The sequence below is a fragment of the Paenibacillus larvae subsp. larvae genome (assembly GCF_002003265.1).
GTDB classification, from domain to species: Bacteria; Bacillota; Bacilli; order Paenibacillales; family NBRC-103111; genus Paenibacillus_H; species Paenibacillus_H larvae.
Map to the genome: position 1 here is coordinate 3,655,930 of NZ_CP019687.1, position 13,400 is coordinate 3,669,329.

General features: G+C 41.5%; 9 protein-coding genes, 1 pseudogene and 1 other annotated feature. All 10 genes and pseudogenes read left to right on the plus strand.

Translation table 11 applies throughout. The annotated features are described in order from the left end of the window. The first annotated feature begins 52 nt into the window (after positions 1–52). The 10 genes and pseudogenes from nhaC (BXP28_RS18960) to BXP28_RS19005 all read left to right on the plus strand — a co-directional run bounded on the left by nhaC (BXP28_RS18960) (position 53) and on the right by BXP28_RS19005 (position 13,338). On the plus strand, positions 53–1,441 hold the full coding sequence (gene nhaC, locus BXP28_RS18960; RefSeq protein ID WP_023483972.1) for a Na+/H+ antiporter NhaC: 1,389 nt from the start codon (positions 53–55) through the stop codon (positions 1,439–1,441). A 162-nt stretch (positions 1,442–1,603) separates the two neighbouring features. Continuing rightward, positions 1,604–1,827 (plus strand) — a binding site (T-box leader). A gap of 163 nt (positions 1,828–1,990) precedes the next feature. Continuing rightward, positions 1,991–3,253, plus strand: coding sequence for a tyrosine--tRNA ligase (gene tyrS, locus BXP28_RS18965; RefSeq protein ID WP_036657413.1), 1,263 nt, complete (start codon positions 1,991–1,993; stop codon positions 3,251–3,253). Positions 3,254–3,284: 31 nt separating this feature from the next. Beyond that, positions 3,285–3,986 (plus strand): protein rep, encoded by a 702-nt coding sequence (locus BXP28_RS18970; protein WP_023483974.1) that lies wholly within the window; start codon positions 3,285–3,287, stop codon positions 3,984–3,986. A 992-nt stretch (positions 3,987–4,978) separates the two neighbouring features. After that, the gene (tyrP, locus tag BXP28_RS18975; protein WP_024093087.1) at positions 4,979–6,427 is read left to right on the plus strand and encodes a tyrosine-tyramine antiporter; all 1,449 of its coding nucleotides are present in this window, start codon (positions 4,979–4,981) and stop codon (positions 6,425–6,427) included. Between the two features lie 57 nt (positions 6,428–6,484). Then, positions 6,485–8,347, plus strand: coding sequence for a tyrosine decarboxylase (gene tdc / locus BXP28_RS18980; protein WP_036655885.1), 1,863 nt, complete (start codon positions 6,485–6,487; stop codon positions 8,345–8,347). Positions 8,348–8,456: 109 nt separating this feature from the next. Further along, positions 8,457–9,272, plus strand: a complete 816-nt coding sequence (gene thiD, locus BXP28_RS18985) for a bifunctional hydroxymethylpyrimidine kinase/phosphomethylpyrimidine kinase (protein ID WP_023483977.1) — start codon at positions 8,457–8,459, stop codon at positions 9,270–9,272. A gap of 91 nt (positions 9,273–9,363) precedes the next feature. Next, a pseudogene (nhaC, locus tag BXP28_RS18990) lies at positions 9,364–10,748 on the plus strand (Na+/H+ antiporter NhaC). 286 nt (positions 10,749–11,034) lie between these two features. Then, positions 11,035–11,331 (plus strand): YerC/YecD family TrpR-related protein, encoded by a 297-nt coding sequence (locus BXP28_RS18995; RefSeq protein WP_023483979.1) that lies wholly within the window; start codon positions 11,035–11,037, stop codon positions 11,329–11,331. Between the two features lie 309 nt (positions 11,332–11,640). Further along, positions 11,641–12,291 carry a TVP38/TMEM64 family protein gene (locus tag BXP28_RS19000; RefSeq protein WP_036657415.1) on the plus strand — a complete coding sequence of 217 codons (651 nt, stop codon included), beginning with the start codon at positions 11,641–11,643 and terminating at the stop codon, positions 12,289–12,291. 231 nt (positions 12,292–12,522) lie between these two features. After that, a complete protein-coding gene (locus tag BXP28_RS19005) occupies positions 12,523–13,338 on the plus strand; it encodes an N-acetylmuramoyl-L-alanine amidase (protein ID WP_023483981.1) in 816 nt (271 codons plus the stop codon). The last annotated feature ends 62 nt before the right edge of the window (positions 13,339–13,400 follow it).

Genomic DNA, 13,400 nt, shown 5'->3' on the forward strand with positions numbered 1-13,400 from the left:
AAGTCTAAAAAATGTTTACCCACTTAGACCGCAGCCAAGGAGTTCCTCAAGAATGAAAAAAGATGTGACATTAAAAGAAAGTATCTTTCTCTTAGTGGTTTTATTAGCCATAATAGGAGTTTGCATCATAGGATTTGGTGTACCTCCGCAAATTCCTATTCTTATTTCTTTAGGTATAGTTATCCTATTCGCGGCAATAAAGGGAATTTCTTGGGATATTATTCATAAGGGAATCCAAAACGGAATATTGCCAGGTTTAATCCCGATTATAATTTTTATGCTGATTGGGGCTATTGTAAGCGTCTGGATTGCTGCAGGGACAATTCCAACCATTATGGTATATGGATTCAGTATTTTATCTGTTAAATTCTTTTTGCCCTCTGTGTTTATTATTTGTTCACTTGTAGGAATAACAGTCGGGAGTTCCTTTACTACAATATCAACGATAGGCATCGCCTTCTTTGGAATGGGACAAATCATGGGCTTTCATCCGGCCTTGACAGCCGGTGCCGTTATATCAGGCGCTTTCCTGGGCAATAACGTCTCTCCTTTATCGGATACAACGAACTTGGCTTCGGCCATAGCGGAAGTGGATTTATTCGGACATATCCGGAATATGCTGCGGACCGTGACTCCTGCTTTCCTCATTTCCCTTCTCTTTTATATAGTGGTTGGCCATGCCAATGTGCTTTCAACGGGAAGCCAAATAGAGGAACTGGTAAATACTTTGAGGTCTTCCTTCACGATTTCTTTTGTTCCTTTAATTCCGGTTTTTGCTTTGTTTCTTTGCGCATGGAGAAAAATACCGGCTATTCCGACCCTGCTTTTGAGTATTGTAATAACGATCGGTATCTTCTACATTTATCATCCGGATACGAGCTTTGATCAAATGGCCCGGCTCTTGCAGGATGGATATGTATCGCAAACCGGGGTACCGGGTGTCGATTCCCTATTAACCCGGGGCGGAATTCAAAGTATGATGTGGTCCGTTTCCCTTATTCTTCTTGCCTTGGCACTCGGAGGGCTGTTAGTAGAGATCAGAATTATCGAAACGTTAATCTCCCGAATTGCAGGTTTTGTCGGCACAAAAGGGAAATTAATTCTGATGACGTCCTTAAGCTCAATAGGGGTTAATCTTCTTCTGGGGGAACAATATCTTTCCATCATCTTGCCGGGCAAAGCTTTTAAATCACAATTTGACAAAATCAAGATAGATCTGAGAAAACTTTCAGCTACATTAGCCAACGCAGGGGCTGCTGTCAATCCGCTCATTCCATGGGGGGTCAGCGGAGTATTTATAACAGGTACTTTAGGCGTCTCAACGTTGGAATACTTGCCGTATTCCGTATATTGCATAGCAGCTCCCCTAATAAACATTGTCATGGGTTTTTTGGGAAAAAGTAAGAATATTTTGAAATCACAGGGAAATCCCTCTCATTAAAATTCGCATAGTTAAATTTGGACCGTATTTATCTATATCTTCTCCATTAAGCGCTCACCAGTTGTATTATGAAATTGATTCGTTTAATTTTTCTGAAAACTTTTAATTACTTAATTGACAATTAACTGTTCATTCACTATAATGGCTATAAAATCTTATACAACATATACGCTGAAGGAGCTCAGTAGCAATTTTGCCCTTGTTATCCAGAAAGCTGGGGGTTGATGCGACCTAGCACAAACAAAACTTGCGAATTACACTCCGGAGTATCTTAGGTAACACTAAGCGGGATAGCATACGATATTATTGCTGAGAGTGGTATGGATAGTGACTGCAGCACTATTCATGCAAATTGGGTGGTAACACGGTTAATAATCGTCCCTGTGTCTAGGCTAGACATAGGGGCTTTTTTATTTAGAAAAATAATGCATGGTGTACATGTACATTCAGCATGAAGTTCATGTAAGGTGTTTTTGCATTCTGATCTTTAAAAGAATGGATGCAAAATGCCGCGGTATAGAAATTAATAAATTAAAGGAGTGGACAGCAATGAATATTATCGATGAGTTGGAATGGCGCGATGCGATAAATCAACAGACAGATGCCGAGGGACTACGCAAACTGGTAGAGGAGAAGAAGATCTCTCTGTACTGTGGAGTTGACCCGACGGGTGACAGCATGCATATTGGACATCTGATTCCTTTCATGATGATGAAACGGTTCCAGTTATTTGGACACCGGCCGGTTATTCTTATTGGCGGGGCAACCGGAACGATTGGCGACCCAAGCGGACGCCAGACCGAACGGCAGTTGCAAACGTTGGAACAAGTCCAGCATAATGTTGAAGCTCTTACCGCCCAAATGAAAAAGCTGTTTGGTTTTGGCGGGGATAATGAAGTGAAAATGGTAAATAACTACGACTGGACACATAAAATGAATGTTCTCGATTTCTTGCGTGACTATGGTAAAAACTTCAGCGTTAATACGATGCTGGCCAAAGATATCGTGGCGAGCCGTCTGGAAAGCGGTATTTCATTTACGGAGTTTTCCTACCAAATTCTTCAGTCCATGGACTTCCATCATCTGTTCAAGGAAGAAGATGTTCAACTGCAAATTGGCGGGGCCGACCAATGGGGGAATATAACCAGCGGTCTGGACCTGATCCGGAAGAAAGAAGGCCCGGATGCGAAGGCATTCGGATTAACAATCCCGTTAATGTTAAAAGCCGATGGTACGAAATTTGGTAAAACAGCAGGCGGGGCTATCTGGTTAGATCCGGCGAAAACGACACCATTCGAGTTCTACCAGTTCTGGGTAAATACTGATGACCGCGATGTAGTAAAATACTTGAAGTTTTTTACCTTCTTAACTAAAGAAGTGATTGAGGAACTGGCTCAAAAGGTTGAGACGGATCCGGGCAAGCGTGAGGCACAAAAAGTGCTGGCGGCAGAAATGACGAAGTTTGTGCATGGTGAAGAAGCTTTAGCTCAGTCCGGAAAAATAACCGAAGCCTTGTTCAGCGGGGATATCAAAGGACTGACTGCAGACGAAATTGAGCAGGGATTTAAAGATATGCCGACATTCCATGCATCCAAAGAATCCAAAAATATTGTGGATTGGTTAGTGGAATTAAGAATAGAACCATCCAAACGGCAAGCACGGGAAGACATTACGAACGGAGCCATTTCAATGAATGGGGAACGCGTAAGTGATCTAAATACGGAAGTAACAGTGGAAAACTCATTCGACGGAAGATTCATCATTATCCGGAAAGGTAAGAAGAACTACAGCCTGGTGAAATTAGGAGAATAAGTTCACCATGGAATAAAAGTGAGGATTGTTGATGCTGGCATCGTGGAACCGATCGTTGGAATTAGCCTATTTTAATCAATACCTGATGACAAAAGTTAACAAGGAGAAACAGGTTAACTGGCTGTTAGTAGATTTGGGTTTAGAAGAAAAAGTGGCCGAAGATCATATCAATCAAGTACTTGATTGTATGTTAATTGGATTCAACCGCCTGTTTAAATATAAGTGTATCAAGCAGGCTTCCCTGGGTTATTTTCGTATGCTGGATATTTGGAAATCCGGGGATGGTTACCATCCTCGGATTCATATCCTGCTTCCAACTATCAAAAGTTACTTCCAGGGAAGATATTATATTAAATATGATAATTGGATTTCCTTGTGGAGTAAGGCATTGAGTGCCGAGAGTAACGTATCTGTAAAAGTCAAAGTAATAAATGATAAAGTGGATAATCACACAATTATTAGTAAAATGAAAAAAGGCATCTTAGCTTTTCATGATGTTTCGAACAAAAAAACTTCAACTGGAAAAAATACACTTATTGCATCCCGAAGACTTATAGGGTACAGCAGACTGCTCAAAGAGGTAATGGATGAGACTGTAGCAGGCGGAGATTTCGCTTTGGATTTGGACCAATTATGCATAGAGGATACCATTGCGAATGCTGCATTTGAAAATATGATAGAATGGCACCCTGGTGTAAGATCCGAAAACAGGAATCCTTTTTTTCAGTTATAATAAAAGCTTAATATCTTAATATAACCTATTCCGGCTAAAAGAGCGAAGTTACTCTTGACCTTGCCCGGAAACCCACTTCATGCAGAAATGATCTGCATTGACTGGTGGGGTATATCCTTCCAGCCGTTGGCCGGAGGGATATACCCCACCTCTTTTTATATAGCCATATCCTCTTCAATTAGCCATATCCTCTTCAATTAGCCATATCCTCTTCAATTAGCCATGATTTTCTTCCAATCCGCTTCGGGATCATACTTCCCCGATTGAATAATGGGTTTCTTTACTCATTTAACATCTTCCCCAACATTTTTATCCCGTGGTTACTTCCCATCATACAACCTCACGAAAATCCAGATGCAAGTGGTTTGATATAAAATTAAAATTGCATCCTCTTTTTTACACAAAATCAAGTAAAAAAATCTTAATGAGATAAAAAATACACCAACGCATCAAAGCATTTATGGGTTTACGTCTTTATCGATAAAGGGGATTACGCTTTAAATAAATGAACAACAAGATTTTATAAATGTTATAAAAACGGCTATATATCAATGTTTTTAAATATATTGACAAAACAAAAATATAGGCGTAAACTGACATTGCATGATAATTCACAAGTCAAATTTATTTTAGTAAATTAGTAAACTAGCGAAAGGCCAAAAGAATGCTTGATAAATAGTTTGAATAATGAAGTAGGCTTGTGAAATAAGACAAGTATTTTTTTGTCCTAGCAGAACCGCTATTCACGAAAGGGATGATTTCTATAAGACCCTATATTTTCTTCAGTAGTTTGTTTTAATACTCTAATTTTCAAGTCTGCATTTCTGCATCCCAGTTATACAGCCTATTGAAGATTAGACTATTAGTTCAGGTTGCTTTTCAGTTTTAACCAAATCAATTTCACAAAACAGCTTCAGAAGGAAATTTTAAGCTGTGAAATTGATTTAACCATTTATTCAATGCGGAATTGGATAAGGGAAGGGACGATAATTATGTCAGGTCAGAAGAAAATGTCGCTTTTTGGATTGATTGGTATTACGATGGCCTTTTTTGGAACGGTACGTAGTGTACCTACTCTATCCATTACAGGTTGGACGCAAATTTTTTATATGCTGGTTGCGGCTGTTCTATTTGCATTACCCATTGCATTAATGTCGGCCGAACTTTCCACCGGATTCCCGGAAGAAGGCGGGCCGCAAGTCTGGGCGAAAAATGCTTTAGGCGAAAAATGGGGATTTGTGACTTCCTGGTTACTATGGGTCCAAATGTTCTTCGGTATGGTGATGGTAGCCTCTACAGTTGGTGTTCTATTTGGCTACGTTATCAATAAACCGGAACTGTCTACGAATAATTACTTTATTTTTGCTGTTATTCTCATCTCTTACTGGGGTGTCACGTTATTAAACCTGAAATTCGATATGGTTAAAATTGCCGGTAACTGGGGGGCCGTGATTGGAGTCTATATTCCATTCGTACTGCTTGTCGTGCTTGGTGTGATCTACATGATCAAAAACGGGATTCAACCGCAAAGTTACTTAGGAAATTTTAAAGCAAGCGATCTGGTTCCTAATTTTAAAGATTTGGGCAGTTTGACCTATCTATCCGGAATTATTTTTATTTTCGCGGGTGTGGAAATCTCTTCCGTACACGCTAACAACATTGAGAATCCAAAGCGCAACTACCCTGTGGCCGTTATTACTTCTGTTATATTGCTGGTAATTTTCAACATCGTTGCCGGTTTAACAGTGTCTAACGCTGTACCAATGGGTGAACTGCAGCTTGCTAATATTACTCAGCCTTACTTGATTTTTTGTGAAAACTTGGGCATTCCCTCTATTTTCGTCAACCTTGTTTCCCTAATGATCATGATCGGGGTATTGGTTCAACTGAGTGCATGGGTGCTTGGTCCGAGTAAGTCTATGATTAAAGTAGCGGATGAAGGGAATCTTCCTAAATTTTTCCAAAAACGAAACAAAAAAGATATTCCTATTACTTTCGTTATGATTCAAGCGATTGTAATTTCTTTAGTATCCTTCTTATACGTGGTTGTTCCGGATGTGAATAGCGCGTTCCTGATTATTACGATTACTACAACCATTCTTTACTGTGTTGTCTATGCTTTAATTGCTATTTCAGCTATCCGTTTGCGTTACAAAATGCCAGATGTGAAACGGCCATTTAGGTTAGGAAGCAAAGGGAATGGATTGATGTGGTTTGTTTCCCTGCTTTCCATGATAAGTGTGATCATTACGATTACCGTAAGTTTAATTCCGCCATCCATTCTGGAGCCAAGCCAATATACGGGTTATATTATCTATCAGATAGTCGCTACAGTAGTCATGATTGGTATTGCTCTAATTATCAATAAATGCAAGAAACCTGAATGGAAAAAAGAGGCATCTGCAGACCAGACAAAAGTCTCGGTAAAAAAAGCTTATTGAAAGGTGAAAACTGGTTTTTCAACTAGATCATTCAGCATGAAAATGGAGGAACAGGACATGAAGAATCAAATTGCAGACATCAACTTAAAAGCATTATTTTTAGGCGAAAAGGGAGAAAACGCAGATCTGTTTAAAGAATTACTTCTGAAAATGGTTGACGAGCATGTAGGCTGGAGACAAAACTACCAACCGCAAGACTTGCCGGTAATTACGCCACAAGATAAAAGCTCGCAAGGCTTTCAGGAAACTGCCGACCATATGCGCAGCGTATTCAACGTATTATCTTCCAAACTGCGGGCTAACTCACTTCCATGGCACACTGCCGGACGTTTCTGGGGTCATATGAACGCTGAAACCCTTATGCCGGCTATTATCGCTTACACAGCTGCCATGTTATGGAACGGCAACAACGTAGCCTATGAATCTTCTCCGGGTACTTCCCAGATGGAAGAAGAAGTCGGACACGAATTTGCCACGCTGATGAGTTATAAAAAAGGCGAAAGCTGGGGTCATATTTGTGCCGACGGCTCTATCGCCAACCTTGAAGGTTTATGGTATGCACGGAACATGAAATCCCTGCCGCTTGCTATTAAAGAAGTAGCGCCTGAGTTCGTGGAAGGAAAATCCGAGTGGCAACTTCTGAACATGTCCACTGAAGAAGTTCTGGAAATCCTGGACCAAATTCCGGATAAAGTAGACGAAATCAAGGCTCATTCTGCACGCAGCGGAAAAAACTTGGAAAAACTGGGTAAATGGTTAATTCCACAAACGAAACACTACTCCTGGCTGAAAGCCGCTGATATCATCGGTGTTGGTCTGGACTGCGTTGATTCTGTAGACGTAGACGACAACTACCGCATGGATATCGACAAATTGGAAGCTAAGATCCGGGAATATGCGGATAAACAAATACCTATTCTTGGTGTTGTGGGTGTAGTTGGTACTACAGAAGAAGGAGAAGTTGACCGCATCGACAAAATCGTTGCCCTTCGGGAGAAACTGGCTAAAGAGGGAATTTACTTTTACATCCATGTAGATGCCGCATACGGCGGATATGCGCGTGCCATCTTCCTCGACGAAAACAATGAATTTATCGAGTGGGATAAAATCGATGAAGTATATGCGAAATACAACATTTTTACTGAAAAATGCGAATGGTTAACCAGAGATATCTACGAATCTTTCAAAGCTATGAACCAGGCTGAGACGATCACTATTGATCCGCACAAAATGGGATATATCCCTTATTCCGCCGGAGGTATCGTAGTAAAAGACATCAGAATGCGTGACGTCATCTCTTACTTCGCAACCTATGTATTTGAGAAAGGTGCCGATATTCCTGCACTGCTTGGTGCCTACATCCTGGAAGGTTCTAAAGCGGGGGCAACTGCGGCAGCGGTTTGGACCGCCCATAAAGTATTGCCGCTGAACGTAACGGGGTACGGCAAACTAATCGGCGCAAGTATTGAAGGAGCTTACCGCTTCTACCACTTCCTGCAGGGTAAAGAATTCAAAGTCGGGGACAAAACGATCAACGTCTATCCGTTAACTAAACCGGATTTCAACATGGTGGACTATGTGTTCAATGAAGAAGGCAACACCGATTTGGCTAAAATGAACAAATTAAACCATGACTTCTTCGATCAGGCTTCTTATGTTAAAGGCGGATTATATCACAATGAATTTATCACATCCCATACAGACTTTGCCGCACCTGACTATGGAAACAGCCCTCTTCCGTACGTTCAAAGTTTGGGATTTAGTAAAGCGGAGTGGGATCGTGAGCAGAAAGTTACGGTATTGCGTGCCTGTGCTCTGTCTCCGTATGCCCATGACAAAGATGTTTTCACTGAATACGCCGAAAAAATGGAAAAAGCGATTCAACAAAAACTGGAAGCTATCTATAAAGAAGAAAATTAAATAGAAGTACTCCCGGAAGTAACAGTGAATGCGTAACACTTTGTAAAAGATGTTACGCATTCGTCTGTTCTAAATTGCACGGTAACTATAACGATTAGGAAGTGAAACCATGACTATCAAAAAGGTATTGACGATTGCGGGTTCGGATTCAAGCGGCGGAGCCGGCTTGCAAGCGGACCTGAAAACATTCGAAGAGTATGGAACATTTGGTTTTACGGCTATTACTGCAATTGTTACGATGGACCCTTATCATAATTGGCGCCATGAAGTATACCCTATGGATACAGAGCTTGTAAATAAGCAGCTGCAAACGATTTTTTCCGGCGGTCCGGTAGATGCTATGAAAACAGGAATGCTTGGTTCGGTAGACATGATAAAGCTTGTAAATAACATGATCAGAAAATATAAAGTGAAACATGTTGTGATTGATCCTGTTATGGTGTGCAAAGGGGAAGATGAACCCCTGGCTCCGGAAAATGAAGATGCCATCCGTGAATTTCTTGTGCCGGAAGCTGATATTGTAACGCCTAACTTGTATGAAGCGGGCCAGTTATCCGGTATGAAAAACTTAAGAACTGTAGACGATTTGAAAGAAGCGGCCCGGAGAATTGTTGGCCTTGGAGCCCGAAATGTGGTGATTAAAGGAGGCAAAGCGCTGGAAGACCATAAAGCAATTGACCTCTTCTATGATGGTTCACAGTTTATTCTTTATGAAGCGGAGAAGATTCATACGAATCATAATCATGGTGCCGGATGTACATTTGCCGCAGCTATTACGGCAGGACTTGCAAAGGGATTATCGGTACAAGAAGCGGTAGCTAAAGCAAAAAGGTTTACAGCTGAGGCTATTAAAGGCGGATTCGCTTTTAACGCATTCGTCGGCCCGGTTTGGCACGGTGCATATAATCAGGCGGATAAACGATAAATTAGCGGTTCCAATTCATATTTTATGAAATTTATTTCATAGCAGCGGCCTAGCTGCTATTTCCATGACACAACATGAGGAGCAAAACAACATGAAAAAGGATGTCTCGATAAAAGAAAGCGTCTTTCTTTTAGTAGTTTTATTAGCTATTATAGGAACTTGTATCATAGGTTTAAGCTTGCCCCCCAAATTCCTATCCTGATTTCCATAGCCATGGTCATGTTTTATGCAGCGATCAAAGGTTTCTCCTGGGATACTATTCATAAGGGAATTCAAAATGGAATCTCACCCGGATTAATCCCTATCATTATCTTTATGCTCATCGGTGCTTTAGTCAGCGTATGGATTGAAGCAGGAACAATTCCTACCATTATGGTATACGGCTTCAGTCTTATATCGGTCAAATTTTTCCTTCCATCCGTTTTTGTGGTTTGCGCTCTTGTCGGAGTCACAGTAGGCAGCTCATTTACAACCATTTCGACCGTGGGCATTGCCTTTTTCGGCATGGGGCAAATTATGGGTTTCAACCCTGCGATGACAGCCGGTGCCATAATCTCAGGCGCTTTCCTGGGAAATAACATCTCACCTTTATCGGATACGACGAATCTGGCTGCGGCTATTGCCCAGGTGGATTTATTCGATCATATTAAAAATATGATGCGGACCATCATTCCGTCCTTCCTTGTTACGCTAGTTTTTTTTGGAGTAATGGGTCATTCAAACGTATCAACAACAGGAAGCCAGATTGAAGAGTTAGTAAATACGCTGCATTCCTCCTTTCCCATTTCAGTTGTTACTTTGATTCCGGTATTGATTTTGTTTCTCTGTGCATGGAAGAAGATACCGGCTATCCCGACTTTGCTTCTGAGCATTATGGTGACGATTGGGGTTTCCTATATTTATTTTCCGCATACCAGCCTTTTACAAATCGCAAATCTGATGCAGGACGGATTTGTTTCCCGCACAGGCGTACAGGATGTAGATGCCCTGCTGACCCGTGGCGGGATTCAAAGCATGATGTGGTCAGTTTCCTTGATACTTCTTGCCTTAGCGCTTGGAGGATTGCTGGTAGAACTGAAAATTATTGAGACCCTTATCTCGAAAATTTCAGCTTTTGTAAGCACAAAAGGCAAACTGATTCTCATGACGGCTTTAAGTTCCATAGGAGTGAATCTGCTTCTGGGAGAACAATATCTTTCCATTATTTTGCCGGGGGAGGCTTTTAAGCCCCAGTTTGGCAGTGTTCAGGTAGATATGAAGAACCTTTCGTCCATTCTGGCAAATGCCGGTGCAGCCGTCAATGCGCTTATTCCATGGGGAGTTAGCGGTGTATTCATAACGGGTACATTGGGGATTCCCACATTGGAATATTTCCCTTTTGCTATCTTCTGTATAATTGCTCCCATTATCAATATTTTGATAGGATTTATGAGGCCGGGGAAAAATCAGTTTCAACAACATAGAATTTCCCCATAATTTCCCATTAAGAATCTATATTCATGATTCTAACCGGATAACCATCAGTGGGAGTGCCAAATCTTTCACTGATGGCAGACTCACATGTATAGGCCGAATAAAACGGTAAATCAAGGATAGAATATCAGGTAAGATACCGATTCTATATTTCTTTGACTAAATACTTTGACGCGTTCATTTCCCAAATCATACTTGAAGCTAAAAGTGTAAATGATGGGCGCAAGACGAAGATATGTTTGCTTGTTTCAACATGACTTTAATAAAGTGACATCGGAGGGGAAGGCGCATGCTAATAGATAAAATACGTGGAAAGGATCTGGATGAATTTTTTCAAGGGATTTTAACACTTAAAACTGTAGAAGAATGTTATTCCTTTTTTGATGATTTATGTACGGTGAATGAAATCGGTACCTTTCTTCAAAGATTTAAAGTGGCCAAAATGCTGTTTAACAACAACACATATAGTGAGATTGAAGATGAAACAGGTGCAAGCACAGCCACAATCTCCCGTACGAAGCGGTCTTTGTATTACGGAAATGATAGTTATGAAGTTATGTTCGGCCGCATGAAGGAAAAAAAATGACCGAAAGGCAATTTGATCTCCTAACGAAATTAGTGAGATTTTACGTCCGAGCACCAATGTCCCGGCTATAGGGTATGAGAAGAAAGCTTCTGCCGTTCCAGATGCAAGTCTGCCACATCCGTCAGTAAGGCATGGCTATTATAAAAATATGATAAATCACAAGCGAGGCCGGTTTTCCATTAAAATGCCATGTTATACGGGCCGTATCGGGGGATTTTTATGTTATGCTAATGCATAGAGATTGGAGGCAGGTGATTGTATGGCCACCCAGAGTCTCAAATGTATGCAGAAGTAGGTGTATGCAGATATATGGTATTATCGGATATAATGTCTTATTATCTGACCGAGGAAAACCTTATGAACTTACTGGAAAAGTATCGTTCTTTCGGGCCTTTCCCCGGTATTTTTCTAACATTCATGAAATCTTTCATTCCCCCGTTGCCGACAATTGTCATTGTAGGCGTCAATGTAGCTGTATACGGGTTATGGCTCGGGTTCTTATATTCCTGGATTGGATTAGTAGGCGGATGTTTAACGACATTTCTCATTGTCCGCAAAATTTCCGGTCATCCGTATCTGGAGCGTTGGGCTGCAAAACCTAAAGTGAAAAAAGGGATGCTATGGGTCCGAAGAAATGCGTTCAGTTATGTTTTTATACTGAGCATTTTTCCGGTCGGTCCGTTTGTTATGATTAACATGGTGGCAGGGATGGCCCGAATGCGCCTGCGTTCCTTCCTGATTGCCGTTGCCGGCGGTAAAGCGCTCATGGTATTAGCGGTCTCCTACATTGGACATGATATCACCCGATTTATTCATGATCCTGTTCAAATCTTATATGTTATCTTATTTATCGCTATTTCGCTCTGGGTCAGTAAAAAAGTCGAGACGAAATTTACGGGAGTTGCCGCGGATACAGGAGAAATGGACAGGTATAAACCAGGCCGGAAAGATTCGATGTAAAATGAACCAAAATGAATGAAAAGATAGGAGTATGAAAAAAAGAGAATGTTGCCAACGTCTGCCGGGAATGCCAAAGGAATTCCAGCTTTATAACAGATGGCAGAGCTATTAAGCTATACGGCTTAATGGCTCTTTTATTTTACATTTGGACAGATACACACAATCGGGTTCCGGCAGACAGGAATATTTATAATGAAGATATTTTATTCCATCAGAAGGGAGGGTCACAACATGAAAATCATGATAGACGCTGGCCATGGACCGGATACACCGGGAAAGCGGGTCCCCGATGATTCGATGAGGGAGTATGAGTTTAACAGCAGCACGGCAAGACGCGTGGTAGCTGCACTGAATGATTATAAAGATGTTCAGGTAGAGATTACGTTTGAAGATACAAGAGATGTGCCTTTGAAAGAGAGGACAAATAAAGCCAATGCCTGGGAAGCGGACCTGTTTGTTTCCATCCACGCGAATGCGGTCGGAGACTACTGGAATGATAATGTTGGCGGAATTGAAACGTACGTATACTTGTATCCGGGAACGGTGGCTCCGAAGCTGGCGGCAATAATACAGTCCAAACTAATTGCTTATACAGGACTTAGAGACCGGGGGGTCAAGCAGGAGGACTTTCATGTTCTCAGAGAAACGGTAATGCCTGCCATTTTGTGCGAATGCGGATTTATGTCCAATCACTATGAAGCCGACCTTTTGAAAGCGGATTCATACAGGCGAAAATGTGCGGATGCGATTGTGGACGGGATTGCCGAATTTTACGGACTGAGTAAAGATTCACCTGACCTTGTACCGGGCAACGGAAACCAAACTATAGATAAAGGATGGTGGCGAAAGGCTATGAATCTGACCATTGAACAGTGGAGAGAACTGGCGGCTGAACTCAACCGGATGTATCAGGACTCTGTCAGCGGAAAAATTATACCTCCCGTACTGAATGATTACCGCTGGGTAGAGAAAGCCTATAAGACCGAAATGACACCGGAAGAACTGCTGACTGTCATGTCCATTATACAAATGCGCCGTATTTTTTAAACAAAATGATGGTGATTCGGATATGCTTTCTTTTCACGACCGTACCCCTGCATAAGGGGTCT